Source organism: Flexivirga lutea (assembly GCF_054778955.1).
Window position 1 is genome coordinate 923,691 of the sequence record NZ_BAAGZB010000001.1, and the last position, 17,667, is coordinate 941,357.

At 67.8% G+C, this 17,667-nt stretch carries 17 protein-coding genes; 9 read left to right on the plus strand and 8 right to left on the minus strand.

All coding sequences use genetic code 11. The features are described 5' to 3' along the window. Nucleotides 1-3: 3 nt before the first annotated feature. The 5 genes from ACYVBN_RS04315 to ACYVBN_RS04335 form a co-directional block, all read right to left on the minus strand. A complete protein-coding gene (locus ACYVBN_RS04315; RefSeq protein WP_460599434.1) occupies nt 4-1,179 on the minus strand; it encodes a DUF917 domain-containing protein in 1,176 nt (391 codons plus the stop codon). Then, complete coding sequence (locus ACYVBN_RS04320) at nt 1,176-2,255, minus strand: DUF917 domain-containing protein (protein ID WP_460599435.1); 1,080 nt, start codon at nt 2,253-2,255, stop codon at nt 1,176-1,178. The genes ACYVBN_RS04315 and ACYVBN_RS04320 overlap by 4 nt, the downstream gene beginning before the upstream one ends. 3 nt (nt 2,256-2,258) lie before the next feature. Then, complete coding sequence (locus ACYVBN_RS04325) at nt 2,259-3,806, minus strand: hydantoinase/oxoprolinase family protein (RefSeq protein WP_460599436.1); 1,548 nt, start codon at nt 3,804-3,806, stop codon at nt 2,259-2,261. Nucleotides 3,807-3,852: 46 nt separating this feature from the next. Then, nucleotides 3,853-5,184: a purine-cytosine permease family protein gene (locus ACYVBN_RS04330; protein WP_460599437.1), complete on the minus strand. Its 1,332-nt coding sequence runs from the start codon at nt 5,182-5,184 to the stop codon at nt 3,853-3,855. A gap of 282 nt (nt 5,185-5,466) precedes the next feature. Beyond that, a complete protein-coding gene (locus ACYVBN_RS04335; RefSeq protein WP_460599438.1) occupies nt 5,467-6,297 on the minus strand; it encodes a hypothetical protein in 831 nt (276 codons plus the stop codon). 422 nt (nt 6,298-6,719) lie between these two features. Here ACYVBN_RS04335 and ACYVBN_RS04340 point away from each other — a divergent pair, with 422 nt between their 5' ends. Beyond that, nucleotides 6,720-8,141 carry an amino acid permease gene (locus ACYVBN_RS04340; protein ID WP_460599439.1) on the plus strand — a complete coding sequence of 474 codons (1,422 nt, stop codon included), beginning with the start codon at nt 6,720-6,722 and terminating at the stop codon, nt 8,139-8,141. 57 nt (nt 8,142-8,198) lie between these two features. Further along, nucleotides 8,199-8,531: a cupin domain-containing protein gene (locus ACYVBN_RS04345; RefSeq protein WP_460599440.1), complete on the plus strand. Its 333-nt coding sequence runs from the start codon at nt 8,199-8,201 to the stop codon at nt 8,529-8,531. Nucleotides 8,532-8,538: 7 nt separating this feature from the next. Here the strand turns inward: ACYVBN_RS04345 and ACYVBN_RS04350 are convergent, their stop codons facing one another. Continuing rightward, the gene (locus ACYVBN_RS04350) at nt 8,539-8,997 is read right to left on the minus strand and encodes a DUF6328 family protein (RefSeq protein ID WP_460599441.1); all 459 of its coding nucleotides are present in this window, start codon (nt 8,995-8,997) and stop codon (nt 8,539-8,541) included. A 226-nt stretch (nt 8,998-9,223) separates the two neighbouring features. Here ACYVBN_RS04350 and ACYVBN_RS04355 point away from each other — a divergent pair, with 226 nt between their 5' ends. From ACYVBN_RS04355 to ACYVBN_RS04385, 7 genes are all read left to right on the plus strand, one after another. After that, nucleotides 9,224-9,529, plus strand: a complete 306-nt coding sequence (locus ACYVBN_RS04355) for a hypothetical protein (RefSeq protein WP_460599442.1) — start codon at nt 9,224-9,226, stop codon at nt 9,527-9,529. 100 nt (nt 9,530-9,629) lie between these two features. Beyond that, the gene (locus ACYVBN_RS04360) at nt 9,630-10,001 is read left to right on the plus strand and encodes an HNH endonuclease signature motif containing protein (RefSeq protein WP_460599443.1); all 372 of its coding nucleotides are present in this window, start codon (nt 9,630-9,632) and stop codon (nt 9,999-10,001) included. Between the two features lie 9 nt (nt 10,002-10,010). Next, nucleotides 10,011-10,787 (plus strand): HNH endonuclease family protein, encoded by a 777-nt coding sequence (locus tag ACYVBN_RS04365; RefSeq protein ID WP_460599444.1) that lies wholly within the window; start codon nt 10,011-10,013, stop codon nt 10,785-10,787. Between the two features lie 14 nt (nt 10,788-10,801). Beyond that, nucleotides 10,802-13,411 (plus strand): xanthine dehydrogenase family protein molybdopterin-binding subunit, encoded by a 2,610-nt coding sequence (locus ACYVBN_RS04370; RefSeq protein ID WP_460599445.1) that lies wholly within the window; start codon nt 10,802-10,804, stop codon nt 13,409-13,411. A 13-nt stretch (nt 13,412-13,424) separates the two neighbouring features. After that, nucleotides 13,425-14,126, plus strand: coding sequence for a dienelactone hydrolase family protein (locus ACYVBN_RS04375; RefSeq protein ID WP_460599446.1), 702 nt, complete (start codon nt 13,425-13,427; stop codon nt 14,124-14,126). Beyond that, nucleotides 14,123-14,479, plus strand: coding sequence for a hypothetical protein (locus tag ACYVBN_RS04380; RefSeq protein ID WP_460599447.1), 357 nt, complete (start codon nt 14,123-14,125; stop codon nt 14,477-14,479). Before ACYVBN_RS04375 ends, ACYVBN_RS04380 begins: the two co-directional genes overlap by 4 nt. A 211-nt stretch (nt 14,480-14,690) precedes the next feature. Further along, nucleotides 14,691-15,890 carry a L,D-transpeptidase gene (locus tag ACYVBN_RS04385; protein WP_460599448.1) on the plus strand — a complete coding sequence of 400 codons (1,200 nt, stop codon included), beginning with the start codon at nt 14,691-14,693 and terminating at the stop codon, nt 15,888-15,890. A 28-nt stretch (nt 15,891-15,918) separates the two neighbouring features. Here the strand turns inward: ACYVBN_RS04385 and ACYVBN_RS04390 are convergent, their stop codons facing one another. Both ACYVBN_RS04390 and ACYVBN_RS04395 read right to left on the minus strand, forming a co-directional pair. Then, a complete protein-coding gene (locus ACYVBN_RS04390; protein ID WP_460599449.1) occupies nt 15,919-16,824 on the minus strand; it encodes a DUF4262 domain-containing protein in 906 nt (301 codons plus the stop codon). Nucleotides 16,825-16,895: 71 nt separating this feature from the next. Continuing rightward, on the minus strand, nt 16,896-17,627 hold the full coding sequence (locus ACYVBN_RS04395) for an MBL fold metallo-hydrolase (RefSeq protein ID WP_460599450.1): 732 nt from the start codon (nt 17,625-17,627) through the stop codon (nt 16,896-16,898). Nucleotides 17,628-17,667 lie beyond the last annotated feature (40 nt).

The following is a 17,667-nucleotide window of genomic DNA, read 5'->3' on the forward strand; positions in this document are numbered from 1 at the left end:
GTCTCAGGCTATTGGTCGGATCGCCATCTGCTCGACCGGCACGAATGTCTCGTCCAGACCGAACGCGGCTGGTCCGAAGGCAGCCAGGGCCTCCGGCGTCCGCATCAGCTCCGGGGTGGAGATGCCCAGCACCCGCACCCGCTGCCCGTAGCGCAATCCCTCGGTGGTGATCGGTTCGGCCGAGTCACGCTCCACCACACAGATCAGGTCGGGAACGATCGCGACCAGGTCGCCGTCACGCAGCGCCAGCAGGTTCTCGTTCTGGAACCTGATCTCCAGCTCACCGGATGCGTCAGGACCGTCCGCGGAGATCTTCGCGACACCACGAGCGAAGCCCTCCGTGGTGCGCCGCTCGACGTCAGTGACCTTGCCCTCGAACAGCGTCACGACCTTGTTGTAAAGAGTTGGCGCCAGCGCGGATTCGATCGCGTCGAAGGGAGATCGCTTCTGCTCTCGTGCCAGCCGGATCTCCCGGCCCAGGGACAGTGCCATCGACAGCGTGCGCGGCACCGCGGTCCGCCGCACTTCCGCTCCGCTCATCACGTATTCGGCGATGTGCGCGACACCGCCCAGGCGGATGGTGACGCCGCGCGCGAGCCACTCCATCTGCCGGTCATCGTCACCGGTGTCGATCACCACGCGCTCGCCGCGCTCGCCGGCCAGGGCGAGAGGAGAGCCGTGCACGCCATACACCGCGAACGTCTCCATCGACAGCTCCGGGAACGCGCGGCCCATCCCGTCGGCGTCGACCACCGGCAGCCCCCGCTCGGCGGCGACCAGCAGCGGGATCATCGAGTTGATGCCGCCGCACTCGATCGGCATCGTCGCGTCCGCCTTGACCCCGAGGTGTTCCTCGAGCGTCTGCAGCGCCGTGCTCGGCTCGGTGCCGGCCGGCATCTTCTCGATGACGACGGTCGGCGCACCCATCTGCGCGGTCGGTATGACGAGCAGGTCGTCGGACAGGTCGTCGGGGTCGAGCACCGTGATCGACCGGTTGCCAAGGGCATTCGCAACCATCAGTTGGCCGACGTACGGGTCGCCGCCGCCACCCGTGCCGAGCAGTGTCGCGCCGCGAGCCAGGTCCGGCAGGTCGTCCGCAGTCAGTTCCCAGCTTGCTCGGGGTCCCCGCGAAGTATCGGAGGAGCGAAGCGGGGGAGAACTTCGTGGGGTGTAGCTCATGCGGGGACCTCCACGGTTCCGTCGAAGCGGGTGGAGTCCACGTCATACCCGAAGTAACGCGGTCCGACCATCGCCAAGGCCTCGGCGCCGTGCCAGCGCTGGTCGCTGGGTGCCGCAACGACACGGACTCGTTGGCCGTAACGCAGGCCTTCGGTGGTGATGGGCTCACCGGAGTCGTGCTCCAGCAACAGGATGAGGTCAGGAGTCGTGACGCGCACCTCGCCGTCGCGGCGGGCGATGAGGTGCTCGTTCTGGAAGTTCAGCTCCAGCTTGGCCCCCTCACCGGTCACGTGGGCGCGGCCGCGCGCGAAACCGGTCGAGGTCTTGCGTTCGACGTCAGTCACCTTGCCGGCGAAGATCTCCCGGCCACCCAGCACCTCGGCAGCGGCGAGGACCGGATCCGTATTGGCAGCACGGGCTTCGGTGATTGCACGCCCGATCCGCAGGCAGAGCGCCAGCGTGTTGGGCACCATGCTCGCCGCGACCTCGTCACCCTTCATCGGGAAGAGCGAGATCATCACCGAGCAGCCCATCTCGACGCAGGCCGTGCGTGCGATGCGTTCCGCCCAGGTGTTCGTGACCGTCGACAGGACTGCGGTGTTGCCCTTGTCGTCGCCGATCGCCAGGGGAGAGGCGCCCACTCCGGAGAGCGTCGGCAGCACCATCTGCAGCTCGGGGAACGCCCGGCCCATGCCGTCGGCGTCCACCAGCGGCAGGCCCAGCGAGGCCGCCGCAGCGATCGGGATCGTCGAGTTGACGCCACCGGCCTCCGCACAGACGACGTGCGTCACCGGCCGGCCGAGGACCTCCTCCATCGCCCGCAATGGTGCGGTGACCTCGGTCAGACTGGGCACCTTCTCGACCATGACGGTGGGCGCACCCATCATCGCCACCATGGCGACCTGCGCATCGGCAGGCACCTCGTCGACCGTGAGCACAGTGACCGGACCGTGTTCGCGCAGAGCCTGTTTCGCGAGCAGCGCGCCGATGTAGGGGTCGCCACCACCGCCGGTGCCGAGCACGGCAGCACCGCGCGCCAGATCGTCGATCTGGTCGACGTCGAGCTTCCATGTCATGTCTCAGGCCTCCATCTCGAGGTCGCCGACCGCTTTGGCGCGGATGCGCGTCGCGTTGCCCGGCAGGTAGGGGATCGGCACCTCGTCGAAGTCGACGATCGACACCGAGTCGGGACGGGCGCCGGCCGCGATGGCCTTGTCGACCGCCTCCTGGCGCACCTCGTCGAGGATCGCGTCCCGCCGCCCGGGGTCGACGGTGAAGACCTTGTCGATCTCGCCGCCGACCTGCGCGATCGACGCGCCGATGGCGTTGGCGACGGCGTAATTGTCCGGGCGGTGTATGGCGCCGAAGATCGGCAACTCGTCGTCCAACAGGACCGAGCCGCCGCCGACGGCCACGACTGGGATCGGCTCCGGAGAGGTGCGCATCCGGTCGACGGTCTCGGCGATCCGGTCGGCGATGCCGTCGAGCGCTGCCTGCACGAAACTCTGGTCCAGGTGCGCGACGAGGCTCTTGTCACCGATGTCCGCGCGGCCGCTGGCAACAGCGAGATCGGTAGCCGTCAACTGGTTGCCGCCGAACACCAGCGCATCGGACGTCAGGCGATAACCGACCGACTCCGGTCCGACATACGCGGTCTCGGGATTGGCATGGCTGCCGCCGCCGATGCCCAGCGACAACACGTCGGGCATCCGGAAGTTGGTGCGGATGCCGGCGACCTTGACCTCGGTCGTCGTCTCGCGAGGGAAGCCGTTGATGAGCAGGCCGACGTCGGACGTGGTGCCGCCGATGTCGACGACCGCACAGGTTTCCAGGCCGCTCGTGGCGGCGGCGCCGCGCATCGAGTTGGTCGGACCGGAGGCGAAGGTCGCGACCGGGTAGCGGCGCACGTAGTCCTCGTCCATCAGGGTGCCGTCGTTCTGGCTGAGGTAGATCGGTGCCTCGATGCCGTGCTTGCGCACCGCGGCGGTCAGCCCGTTCACGATCGAGACCGCCATCTCACGCAGCGCGGCGTTGATGATGGTGGCGTTCTCCCGCTCCAGCAGGCCGATGCGACCGATCTCGTGGGATAGGGAGATCGCGACGTCAGGCCCCAGTTCGGCGGTGAGGAGCTCGGCGGCCTCGACCTCCAGGTCGTGGTTCACGGGGGAGAAGACCGATGAAATTGCCACGGAGCGAATGCCGTTGGCCGCCATGTCGCCCGCATGCTGTTTGAGTTCCTCGTGGTCGATCGGGGAGATCGGCCGACCGTCGAACTCGTAGCCACCGTGCGCGAGGTAGGCACGTCCGCCGATCGCGGTGCGCAGCCGCTCCGGCCAGTCGACCATCGGGGGCAGCGCCTGGGTCGCAGGCAGACCGAGGCGCAGCGCCGCGGTGGGCGCGAGACGCCTTGCTTCCACCAGCCCGTTGATGAAATGGGTCGTGCCGATCATCACCGCTGTGACGGTGGATGCGTCGAAGGCATGTTCCGCCTGCAGCCCGTCGATGGCCTGCACGATCCCGCTGGTCACGTCGTCCGTGGTCGCGTTCTTCACCCCGGCGAGGACTTTCGTCCCATCCATCAGGACGGCGTCGGTGTTGGTTCCACCGACATCGATTCCGATATGCATTGCTCTCCTTGAGATGTGAAATTCGTTGGTGTCGCGGTGGATCGGCTCAGGCAACCGGCGCCGGCACTCGCTCGTCGGTGGCGGACGGTGTGTGGGACACGCCGATTCCCTTGACCAGTCCGGCTTGGCCGGCCACGACATACAGAACGATTGCGACGACCAGTGACGTGATGCTCGGGATGCCCCATGTCACGTATTTGCCGATCAGCGAAGCGATCGCCCAGATCACCAGCGTCGTCGGGACGACGCGCGGCGCGTTGGCCGGCAACTCCCCGGTCTCGCGGGTGGCGTCGAGGTCCTTGCGCCATACCTTGACCACGAAGTATTCGGCGATCATGATCCCGGCGATCGGCGGGAAGACAACGCCCAGCGTGGTCAGGAACTCGGTGAAGTGCCCGAGGATGCCGGCGGCGGCCAGCACGGTGCCGACGACGCCGAGGGCGACCGTCGTCGCTGCCCGGGGAAGGTTCTGCCGGAACGTCGTCGAGACGAAGTTCACCAGGCCGAGGGCGGAGGAGTAGAGGTTCCAGTCGTTGATCTTCAGCGTGCCGGTGAGCACGATGATCAGGCCGACCACGCCGACCGACGAGGTGATGATCGCGACGATGTTGCCGCTGCCCGCCGCGTGTGCCAACAAGACGCCGGCCAGCCCGATACCGAACTCTCCCAAGGTGACCCCGAGCACGGTCTGCTTCACGACATCGGCGGTCGAACGGTTGTAGCGCGTCATGTCCGCGGTGATGATCGCGCCGACGATCAGGCCGCCGGCGACGATGCCGGTGCCGGTCGACACCGACATGTGCGGCCCGGGAGCAGGTGAGGTCAGCAGCGAGTGGAACGAGTGCTTCGTCAGCTCGGAGATCACCGACCAGCCGACCAGGACGAGGAAGAGCGGCACCGTGACGTTGGCGAGCCATTGCATGCCGCCGAAGCCGACGGCGACGATGGCCGTCACCACGAGCCCGCAGAGCACGGACCAGCCCCACGTCGGCATGCCGCCGCCGATGAGTGCCTTCAGGGACTCCGCGGAGATCTGGGACTGTATGCCGAACCAGCCGATCAGGCTGATGCCGATGGCAAGGCCGACCAGTGAGGCGCCGATCTCCCCGAAGCCGGTCCACCGCGCGAGCAATGCCGTGTTGAGGCCCTCGCGCTGGCCGATGACGCCGACGACGCACATCAGCACTTCGAGGATGACCGAGCCGAAAAGGAATGCCAGCACAGCGTTTCCGAAGGTCATGCCGTAGCCGATGGTCGCGCCGAGCAGGAATTGGGACAGCGCGCTGACCTGCCCGAAGCGTTGGACGGCGATGCCGAACCAGTGGCGGCGATCGTCGGTCCCGACGCGGGAGAGGGCGTTGTCCTCGCCATGAGCCATGCGCGGCTCCTTTCGTGAAGTGAATCTCCACGGTGGAAGCTACGAGGTGGCCATGCGCTGAACAATGGTCACTGCGCACAAAATCTGCACGTGTCTGTGCACTGTGCACTCTTGGTCGACTCGGCGTGGTGTGCGTCGCCCGACGGATGGACGGATGTGGCGAGTTGGCGCGGCCGAGTGTCGCCCAGAAGGGGCTGCGCTACTCGACCAGCGTGTGTGGGTCGGCTCCGTGAGAAGCCCTGGTCGCGACTGTGCGCGGCCAGGGCTTCAACGGGCCTGATGTCAGGACGGTGCGAGCACGAAGCCGCACTGTCCGTAGACCCGCTTGCCGACGGTGCTGTAGGCGTAACCCGGAGGCTGTCCTTCGCCGGCGTCGCCGATCTGCGGAGCGGGATAGTTGTTGAGGCAGACCAGGTTCTTGCCGATGGAGTTGTGCACGACCTCATTGGCGTCGGGGTCGAGCAGGTAGTTGTCGATCAGTGTCACGTTGCCGCCGATGGTGCTGCGGATGGCGCCGAACCACACCGAGGTCAGTCCGATGACCGTGAGGTTGCCGCCGATCACGTCGTCCTTGACCGAGAACGGAATGAAGCCAGGTGGGTTCATGCCGGAGCCGCCGCCGAGCGAGGTGACGCTGTGCCGGACGGTGATCCCGTCGAGCGCGGCGTTGTAGACCCGGTTGAGCCAGACGCTGCCCTTGATCAGGACGGTGGACTGTTCACCGGCATACGGGCCGTTGCCGTCGGGACCGCCGGCGGTGCAGCCGCCGTGCGCGGAGGTGCAGCCCAGACCGATCGAGGAGCCGGGCCAGCCGACGACATTGCGCCGGATGGTGATGGTGGATGGTGCGCTGTCGGCGTCGAGCATGGCGCCCTTACGCACGTTCAGATTGCCCTTGACGGTGATGCGAGCGTGTGCCGGCACCGAACAGTTGCCGGCGACGGTGATGGATGCGTAGGTGCCGGACGGAATGATGCCGCCGTGGCAGGTGTAGGCGCGGGGCCAGTGGTGGTGGGCGCTGTATGGCGCAGCCGACGCCATACCCGCCGGGAGCATCAACGCTCCGGCGGCAGCCAGGGACATCGCGCCTCTGAGCCGCATACTCTTCTTCATGGGTGGAGCCTCCTTTACGGACGGCCGGGTGACGCGGCCGAACCTTTCCGGAGTACGCCTGCTGCCGAGGGTGCCGATGATTTATGCGACACCGGTCCCGGGACGCAATAACGCATGCATCACGCGTACCGCCGGTCTCGGATTTCGCGTCGTTTGAATAGGGATGCTCAGGGTTGCGGCGGCCGCGGACCGGTGGGCCTCGGGTCTCGATACGCGCCTCCCCGCTTCGCTCCTCCAGCGCTACTCGACCCGCGAGGGGTGGCTGCGCCGCGATCTGAGATGGGTGATTGCATACGCCCCGCACGCACTTGGGGTGTGCCACATTCGATTGTCGACAAAGTTCGGAGGGCGGGACCTCGAGATGTTCGCTCGTTCCTCGCGAACTCTCGGCCACCGCAGGAGAAAGGGAGCCGGAAACAACTGTGAGTGAAGCGAACACGACGGTCGGGCACGGCCCGAAGAAGCTGCGTCCACGACACATTACGATGATCACCCTCGGCGGCATCATCGGCTCGAGCCTCTTCGTGGGCTCGTCCAGCATCGTCCACGCGGTCGGCCCGGCCGCCGTGGTCTCCTACCTGGTCGGCGGACTGCTGGTCTACCTGGCGATGCTGATGCTCGGCGAAATGGCCGCGGCCCGGCCGGAGATCGGCTCGTTCATGGAATACGCCCGGGTCGGCATGGGGGACTGGGCGGCATACCTCGTCGGCTGGCTCTACTGGTATTTCTGGGTCGGCGTGCTCGCCTACGAGGCGGTCATCGGCGGTCACACGCTGCACGGCTGGCTCGACTGGTTGCCGTCCTGGCTGTGGTCCCTGCTGCTGCTGGCCGTATTCGTGATCAGCAACCTGATCTCGGTCCGGTCCTTCGGCGAAGCCGAGTTCTGGCTGGCCAGCATCAAGGTCATCGCGATCGTCGTCTTCCTCGTCGTGGGCACACTTTTCGTGCTGGGACTCTGGCCGGACGGTGACTTCGCCGTGCAAAACCTCTGGCAACACGGGGGATTCGCGCCGCAGGGGTTCGGCGCCATACTCACCGGCGTGGCGCTGGTGATCTTCTCCTACTTCGGCACCGAGATCGCCGTCATGGCGTCCGCCGAGTCGGAGGACCCCGCCAAGGGCGTCAAACTCGCGACCGTCACCGTCATCTGGCGCGTGCTGCTCTTCTTCGTCGGGTCCATCCTGATCATCACCATGGCGATCCCGTGGCAAGACCTGCCCGAGGCGACCGGTGTGGCGAACGCACCGTTCACCGTGCTCTTCGAGAAGTTCAACATCCCGGCCGCCTCCAACATCATGGAGCTGGTCATCTTCTCGGCGGTGCTGTCGGTGCTCAACTCGGGTCTCTACTCCGCGTCGCGCATGTTCTCCGCGCTCGCCGACAAGGGCCTGGCGCCGAAAGCCGTGAGTTACAAGGCGAAGAACGGCGTCCCGGTGATCGCAGTCTTCGCCTCGACGATCGGCGGCGTCATCGCCGCGATCGCCAACTTCGTCGCTCCGGGCTCCGGCATCTTCGACTTCATCATGAACTCCGCCGGCCTCGTCGCGCTCTTCGTCTACGTCTTCATCGCGCTCACCCAGCTGCGGCTGCGGCAGAAGATGACCCCGCAGGAAGCGGACGCCCTGCAGGTCAAGGTGCGCTTCTTCCCGTGGCTCAACGCGCTGCTGATCGCCGGCGTCCTGGCGGTCGTGATCATCATGCTGACGACCGACACCGGCCGCACCCAGGTCTGGACCAGCCTAGTCGCCACCGGCGTGCTCGTGCTCTTCTGGCCGGTCGTGCGGCGCAAGCTGCAGCGGATGCGGGCCGCGGACCCGGAACAGGAGTTCGCAGCGGTGGAGTGACCCGAGAATTGGTCCGAAACGCCCACATCCTCGGCCAGAGCGCGCAGACTGGTGAGCATGCAACGCATCTCCCTGGAGGCCCTCGCGCGTCAGCAGCTCGAGCTCGCCGCGACCCACAACGGACACGCCGCCGACACCGTCGTGGGCGGTCACGAGCGGGTGCTGCGGCAGACGGTGATCGGACTGACCGAGGGCGCTCAGCTGTCCGAGCACGAGAATCCCGGGGAAGCGACGGTCTACGTGCTGCGGGGCCGTGTGCGCATGTTCTCCGTGGGCGGGGAGAGCTGGGACGGTCGATCGGGTGATCTGCTGAAGATTCCCGATGCCCGGCACAGCCTTCTCGCCCTGGAGGACACGGCGATCCTGCTGACGGTGGCCAAACGCGGCTGACGGACGGCTACCGCACGTGCCGTCCGGGCAGCACCGCCCAGAGGGCGATGAACGCCGCCGCCGCCACCCCAGCGGCAGTGGCGCCCACGCTCTGCCCGGCGACGACACCGAAGACGAAGAACACCGTGAGCACGATCGTGACCGCGAGCATCGTCAGGCCGGCCTTGGCCAACCGGTCGCCGAAGGTCACCACGACGTCCTTCTCGTGCCGGCGGAACAGCCACCGGTGCGCGCTCACCGGCGCGACCAGCAGGATCACCGAGATCACCGCGCACGAGACCGCGGCGAGATATTGGCCGGTCTGCCAGTGGCTGAGCTGCGAAAAACGTTGCTGGAAGGGCAGAGTCAGCAGGAACCCGGCGAGCACCTGGATGCCGGTCTGCGTGACGCGCAGTTCCTGCAACAGCTCGGTCCAGTTGCGGTCGGCGCGTTCGGCCGGAGTCTCGTCGCGGTCGGCGGTGGGCATGCGTCACGGTATCCGGTCCCGGCGTGGATCAACCAGCCACCGGGCGGTGGATCGTTATCCACATGCCTCGCGCGTGACAGGGGCGGCCATCGGGGGGATGTGGACAACTGTTGATGCCGAAAAGTGTTGTTCTGCAGGCTCATTCGTGAAATACTCGAATACATGGACGACGGGACGCGCGGCAAGGACGAGGGTGCAGTTTGCGTGCTCGACGCCACCGCGGTGCGTGCGTTCCACGGACCGGCTCGACGACGAAATCGCGACCGACGACCCGCTCGATGAACTACGCGCTATCGATGAGCTACGCAACGCACTCAGCGCCCGAGCAGCGCGGCTCGTACTCAGCGAGGCGGACGCCGCGCGGCTGACCCGCGAGACCGCCGTGTTGTCCGGCACCGATCGCTCAGCCGTTGAGAAGGCGATTGCCCCATTGCTGGGCAATGCGTCGACCCAACAGCTGATCCGAGCGGTTCGCGAGCAGACCTATCAGTTGGACCCCGAAGCGATCTCGCGAGTGGATCGGCACCGGTGACCCCACCGGCCCCAGGATCCGCCGGCTGTTCACGCAACCGGGCCCCGGCGACATCGTCGGAATGGACTCCCGCGCACGGCGTTATCCGGGACTGCTCGCGATGCTGATCCTGCTGCGTGACCAGGTGTGCCGCACGCCTTGGTGCGGCGCGCCGATCCGGCATACCGACCACATCCGCCCCCACGCCACCCGTGGCGCGACAATCGAACGCAATGGTGAGGGCCTGTGCGCACGGTGTCACTACGTCAAGGAGCATCCGGACTACGAGGTCACCGGCGATGCCGGTGAAACAACCATTCGCACAGCAGGATTGACGGCACGCAGTCACCCACTTGCGCCGCCAGGGTTTGCCACCGCCCACCGCGTCGCACCCCGAACGCCTGCTGATAGACGTCATCTGGAAACACACCGTGAGCCAGCACGCGATCGACCGCGGCGACCCACGATCGGAGCCGGACGGGCTGTGAGATAGGACTGTCCCGTGGGTGTGCGCGGGGCGGTGGTGGGGATCACGAGTGCGGGGCTGCTCTGTGGCGCGGTTGCCGGCTGTATGTCGACGACGGGCAGCGCGTCCGGGTCCGCCGTGACCAGGACCGTGACGGTCACCCGCGTCGTGACCTCGATCCCCCCGGCTCCGGCGCAGAGCCCGAACTCATCGAGCTCGCCGGCGCTGCCCGACGCCGCTGTCGCACACGCCCTGCAGCTGCTCGCGCAGTTGCCGGTGAAGGGACGAGCGCCCAAAACCGGTTACGACCGCAAGGAATTCGGCACTCGTTGGAGTGACGACGTGAGCGTGCAACTCGGCCACAACGGCTGCGACACCCGCAACGACATCCTGCGCCGCGACCTGACCGACGTCACACTCAAACCGAACACGCACGGCTGTGTCGTGCTGACCGGTGTCCTCGTCGATCCCTACACCCGGACGCGGATCAGCTTCCGGCGCGGCGTCGGGACGAGCAACGCCATCCAGATCGACCACGTCGTTGCGCTGTCCGACGCTTGGCAGAAGGGCGCGCAGCAGCTGACCGCCGAGCAGTGGCAGGACTTCGCCAACGACCCGCGCAATCTGCTCGCCGTCAGCGGCAGCGCCAATGCCTCCAAACGGGACGGCGACGCTGCGACCTGGCTGCCGAAGAACAAGGCCTACCGGTGCACGTATGTCGCCAAGCAGGTGACCGTGAAGGCGGACTATCACCTGTGGGTGACCAAGGCGGAGCAGGAAGCGATGGACCGGATATTGCGGAAGTGCGGCTGAGCGGTGGTCTCGATATGCGGCTCGTGCCTCGCCGCTACTCGACCGGCGTGCGGGTGCGGCTCGTGCCTCGCCGCTACTCGACCGGCGTGCGGGCGCGGCTCGTGCCTCGCCGCTACTCGACCGGCGTGCGGGTGCGGCTCGTGCCTCGCCGCTACTCGACCGGCGTGCGGGCGCGGCTCGTTCCTCGCCGCTACTCGACCGGCGTGCGGGCGCGGCTCGTTCCTCGCCGCTACTCGACCCACTTTCGGCGTAGCGTCTGCTGCATGGCAGGTTCAATTCTCGGGACCAGGGTCCGCCGGGTCGAAGACGCCGACCTGGTGACCGGCGCGACGACCTTCGTCGGCAACCTCCGGTTGGACGGTCTGCTGCACGCGGCGTTCGTCCGATCTCCGCTGGCACACGGGCGGATCCGCAGCATCGACACGGCAGCAGCGGCCGCAGCGCCCGGCGTCGTCGGTGTCTACACCGCCACCGACCTCGCGCTGCCTGCCCACCATGGCTTGATGGTGGTCAACGACAAGGTGCCCAGGCCGCCATTGGCGATCGATCGGGTGCGCTTTGCCGGCGAACCCGTCGCGCTGGTCGTCGCGCGGACTCCGGCCGCAGCGGCGGACGCCGTGGAGCTGGTCGACGTCGACTACGATCCGCTGCCCGCCGCGATCGATCCGGAGGAAGCGCTCTCACCGGATGCCGAGCTGCAGTTCCCAGAGCTGGGCACCAACCTGGTGGCGGGCAATCGCTCGGCGTCACCAGGAGATCCGCTCGATGGCGCGGAAGTGGTTGTGCGTGCCCGGCTGGTCAATCAGCGCGTCGCGGTGGTGCCGATGGAGGGCAACGCCATCGCCGTCGATCCCACCGGCACCGAGGAGCACGATCTCGTCATACACGTCTCGACGCAGATGCCGCACGGGTTTCGGGCGATGGTGGCCACGGAGTTCGGACTGCCCGAAGAACGTGTGCGGGCGATCGCCCCGCACGTCGGCGGTGGCTTCGGCGGCAAGGCGGGAATGATCTCCGAACACGCCGCTGTCATCGGTGCCGCGCGTGCCCTCGGCCGGCCGGTCGCCTGGGTCGAAACCCGCTCGGAGAATCTGCAATCCATGCACGGACGGGGCCAGGTGGGCTACTACGAGCTCGGCCTCACCCGAGACGGCCGGATCACCGGCCTGCGGGCCCGCGTCATCGGCGACGCCGGCGCATGGGCCGGTTTCGGCGGAGCGCTGCCGATCCACATGACCGCGCTCATGGTGCCCGGTGTGTATGACGTCCCGCTGCTCGCGTATGACGCCGCCGCCGTCGTCACCAATACCGCTCCGATGGGCGCCTTCCGCGGCGCCGGCCGCCCGGAAGCAGCCGCACATATCGAGCGGATGATGGACCTGGCCGCCGACGAACTCGACCTCGATCCGGTCGAGTTGCGCCGGCGAAACTTCATCGACACCAACGCCTTTCCGGTCACGACGCTGGCCGGGGCGACATACGACTCGGGCGACTACGACCTTCCACTGCGCGAAGCCTTGCGGCTCGCCGACTACGACGCACTCCGCGAGGAGCAGGCACGGCGCCGGGAGAGGGGCGACACCCTGCAACTGGGCATCGGCGTCGCCGTCTACGTCGAGGTGACGGCGCCCGGCGGCGGTTCGGAGTTCGGCTCGGTGACCGTCCACGAGGACGGGACGGTGACGGTGTCGTCCGGCACCTCCGCGCACGGGCAGGGGCATGCGACGGCGTTCTCGATGCTCGTGTCCGACGCGCTCGGCATACCGATGGACAAGATCAGCTACGTCCAGTCCGACACCGCCGTCGTGCCGCGTGGCGGCGGCACCGGAGGGTCGCGGTCGCTGCAACTGGGCGGCAGCGCGGTCGTGGCAGCCGCGGCCAACGTGCGAGACCAGGCACGCCGGCACGCCGCGACGTTGCTCGAGGCGGCCGTCGACGACATCGTGCTGACCGAGGAGGGCACCTTCGGAGTGAGTGGCGTGCCCGACGCTACGGTCACCTGGACCGAGGCCGCCGGTGCCGCACGGGACGCGGGGGAGCAGCTGGCGGCGGGCCTCGACGTCAACCAGGAGAACTCCACCTTCCCCTTCGGCGCCCACGTCTCCGTGGTCGAGGTCGACACCGAGACCGGGCACGTCCGGCCGCTGCGGCACATCGCCGTCGACGACTGCGGGCGCGTGCTCAACCCGCTGCTGGTCGAAGGTCAGCAACACGGCGGGCTCGCCCAGGGCATCGCCCAAGCGCTCTACGAGGAAGTCGTCTTCGACGCCGATGGCCAGCCGATGACCGGCACCCTGGCCGACTACGCGATGCCGAGCGCGATGGACCTGGTCGACTTCGACACCGCGTCGACCATCACACCGACGCCGCTGAATGCGTTGGGCGCCAAGGGGATCGGCGAGTCGGCGACGATCGGGTCGACGCCCGCGGTGCAGAACGCCGTGATCGACGCCGTCAGTCATGTCGGTGTCCGGCACATCGACCTGCCGTGCACGCCGCAACGCGTATGGCGCGCCGTGCAGGACGCGCGCGCCGGCACGCTGCCGGAGCTGTGGCGTGAGCCGCCGCCGGTGTTCGACGACCTTCCGGTACGTGGCGGCGTGGACAATGCCGCGGGCATCTGAGGAGACTGCTGGGATGAGCGAGCGGATCGACATACTCACCGACGACGGCTCGATGCCGGGCCTGCGCTTCCTGCCCGAGGCCGGCACCGGGCCAGGAGTCGTGCTTTTCCAGGAGATCTTCGGCGTGACCGACTACATCAAGGCACGCGCGAGCGATCTTGCCGACCTCGGTTATGTGGTGCTGGTGCCCGAGATCTATTGGCGCCTGGACGATGCGGAGATCGACGACACCCGCGACGACGTGCTGCAACAGGCGATGGGGCTGATGAACAGCCTCGACTGGCCGACCACCGTCGCCGACGGGATCTGCGCCGTCGCCGCCGCACGCGACGACGAGCACATCGACGGCGGAGTGGGCGTCTTCGGCTTCTGCTTCGGCGGCGGGCTGGCCTTCAACGTCGCCGCATCCACCGACGTGGACGTGCTCGTCAGCTACTACGGCTCGGCCATCCCGGGCCTGCTCGACCTCGCGGACAAGGTGACCGCGCCGAGCCTGCACCATTTCGGACTCGCCGACGACTACCTCACCACCGACACCGTCGAACGTATCCGTGCCGCGGTCTGCCGTGACGGCGTGCGGTTCGAGACGTATGCCGGCGCCGGCCACGCCTTCGACAACCCCGACCCGATGTTCCACCACGCCGAAGCGTCGGCCACGGCCTGGCGCAACACCGTGGACTTCCTCGCGGCCGAGCTTCCGGCGCGGCCGTCATGACCTCGCGGTGGTCGCTGGCCTCGCGCAACTGCGTGCTGAGCATCGGCTCGACGGAGTCGTTCTGCTCGATCGGATCGGTGCAGTCGGCCTTCTCGGTCGGCTCCGTCGGTTCGTTCGCATCCCTGCTGTCCTTCGGTTCGGCGATGTCGATGTTCTCGACCCTGTCCTTCCAGAGCAACACAGCCTTGCTGTCCGCGCAGTCGGACCGGTCGATCCTGTCCTGGCGCTCCGGCGGAACGATCCGCGGTCAATACGCGCAGCGCGAGGGCGGCAGCGCCATACCGCTGGCCGTGACCGTGCTCGCCGCTGGCGCCGCGGCGTGGGTGTGGTGGAGGCTGGGGCGCGCGAAGTAGCGCTGAACGACGAGCGTCAGAAGGCGCTGATGGTGGCGCGACGGATCGTCCAAGTCGTCGGCGACCGCCGTGAGTGACAGTTAGGTTTCGATTCGCTGTGAGCGGCGCGCGCCATTTCGGATGCCGGGGCAGTGCGTCATACCTTGGCGAGTGCAAGTGCTCGAAACCTCGGGGGTATGGCGTGTCCGGTGCAGTGAGTCGACGTGTGGCGATGGGTGCTGCCTTCGCTGCGGCGACGGTGGGTGTGGCCGCGTGCGGCGACCGCCATACGGCCCGGGGCGCGGGCGCCTCGCAGACGACTGCGCCCCTGGACACCGCATCCTCGTCGGCCACCTCGAAGGCGACGGCGAAACCCGCCGACGTGACCGTGACCGGGCTGCAGGAGGGTGCGGTGGCGTTCGGTGCACCGGTCACGCTCGCCGCGTCCGCACCGCTGCGATCGTTCTCGGTGCAGGATGCCGACGGCGCTGCGGTCAAGGGGACCCTGGCTCCCGATGCGCAGTCGTGGGTCAGCGCCGGCCCGATCGGCCCCGGGGCGACCTGGTCCTGGACGGCCGTCACCCCAGCCGGAGCGACCAGCGAGGGCACCGTGACGTCGACACCCGCCACCCGGACGGTTCGCGCGACGGCCAACATCGGTGTGGACAAGGTCGTCGGCATCGCGGCGCCGATCGCGGTCGAGTTCGGCGCCAAGGTCACCGACCGGGCCGCTGTCGAGAAGCACCTGCAGGTGCTGATGCGCCCGGTGGGCTCGAACGCCGCGTGGCAGCCGGCCGTCGGGTCGTGGGCCTGGCTGCCGGACAACGCGCCCAACTCGGCGGTGCATTTCCGGACCAAGGAGTACTGGCCGGCGCACACCGAGGTCCACGTCGTGCTGCCGCTGGCACACCTGGACTGGGGCGGCGGTGTCACCGGCGTGCAAGACCTCGACTGGCACTTCACGATCGGCCGGTCGCAGGTGGTCATCGCCGATGCCCGCACGCACAACATCGTGGTCTACCGCGACGGCGCGAAGGTAGCGACCTACCCCGCGTCATACGGCCTTGACTCAGACCCGCGCCGCAACACCCGGACCGGCATCAACATCGTCACCGACAAGAAGGAGACGATCGAGATGAAGTCGAAGTTGTTCCACTACGACGAGATCGAGCACTGGGCCGTGCGCTTCAACAACAACGGCCAGTTCATCCACGCCAACCCGGACACCGTGCAATACCAAGGGAAGACCAACGTCTCGCACGGCTGCATCAACCTGTCGCCAGCGGACGGCAAGGCGTACTACCAGACCGCGATCTACGGTGACCCGATCGACGTACGCGGCACCAACGTCAAGCTGGCCGACACCCGCACCGAGCTCTACGACTGGGCGTTGTCGTGGAAGCAGTGGCAGGCGATGTCGGCGCTGACTTGAGCGATTGAGCAGACCGGAAGTGGACGGTTCACGTGGCGAGTGTGGCTGTCTCCCAGGCAGAGTCGGGTGCTTGGCGGCACGCCTCGGTGTCGAGCCCGAGCCTGCTGAGTCCACGAAGACTGGGCGCCGAGCGGATCAGACGAGCTAGGTGCACCAGTCGTATGTCGTCGGGCTCGTGGCCGGCCGCGCCGCAGTGAACGCTCCAGTCCTCGCCGCGGACCCCATCCGATTGCCGGGCCACCCACAGGACGGCTCCGCCGCCGTCGACGACGTGCGTGCAAGAGAACACTCGGTGGTCCGGCGGGACCGGGAAGTCCCAGGCCGGATCGACCGCCAGACCGCCCGTGTGCCGGATGGGGACACGCCATCGGCGCGGCTGGACCTCATCGAGTATGTCGGGGGCCCCCGGTTGCCACGCGAACACGCCATTGCGATCGGGCCAGACGATCGCCAGCGCGTCCGGTTTGCGACGGTGGAACCAGCCGGACCACGTGACGGTCTCCCGGAGGGCGGCATCACTGGCTTCCTCGACTGCCACCGGAACTCCGGCCAGGACATCCTCGAGTGCGTCCCCTGGACGGAGGCGAAGCCCGCCCATGATCCGCCGAGCGACGGCATTGAGCGAGTGATGCATGAGGCCGGTGTCGAGACCCGACATCAGCAACTCCGGATGCCCCGTTCGGTGCCCGAGGCCGATCGTGTAAGCGAACGCCGGCATGGGGTCGGGGTCTTCGGGCCCCTCCCAGTCATGGTGATCAGGGCCGTCGCACCCGATGTCATCGGCCACCAAGATGACTTGCCAGCCGTGTTCGAGCACGGTGTCGATGACGCGACGATCCTGCGCGTCGTAGTCCTCGTCGGGCCGGCAGATGTGGCAGTCACAACCTGGTGCCGCCGGTAGTGGCCCGGTCCACTGCTCGTTGTCGGCTGACATTGCGCCTCCTCGATCCGATGACCCCTTTTGTACCGGAGACGAGGCCGGCCACGGAGTTGCTTGTCCACAGGTCAGTTGCGGGCTTGCTCGATGGCGGTCGTCAACGGCCCTCGCCATACCGGGCCGTGCCCGGGCAGGACGGTGTCGGCGTCCAGCCTCGCCAGCGCATCAAGTCCGGCGTTCATCTGAGCCGGGGCGTGACTGAAGAACGCGGGCACGAGTTGCGGTCCGGTGCGCGCGACGATCGAATGGCCGGTGATCAGCGCGTCGCCGGTGACGACGATGCCGGTCTCCCCGAGCAAGTACGCGGTGTGGCCGGACGTGTGGCCCGGACACGCCGCTGCGCGCGGTGCGCCGGGCAGGTCCAACCGCGAGTCTGCCTGCAGCGCTCGGGTTTCCGGTAGCTGGATGCTGGTCCGTGCTCCAGCACGCGCGATCGTGACCGCCCACTTCGCAACACGCGGCCGCCAGCACCGGGAGATGACGTCCCACGTGGTGGCCTGTTCGTGCCGTTCACCCTCGAGCATCGGCAACTCGTGTTCGCCGGCGTAGGTCGGGACCGCGTGCCGCGCCAGCAGCGCCGGTATGGCGCCGATATGGTCGACGTGCGCATGCGTGACGAGCACACCGCGGATGTCTTCGATCCGGTGACCGAGTTGCGCCACCGACGCGACGAGTCCGTCAATGTCCTTCGGATAGCCCGCATCGATAAGCGTGAGGTCTCGGCCGTCACGCACGAGGACCCAGTTGGACGCTATGCCCTCCACGAGGAAGACATTGGTCATGACCTGATGCAGTTTCATGGGTGCGATTGTTCCGCGCGTGTCGGCGTCCGGGACGCGC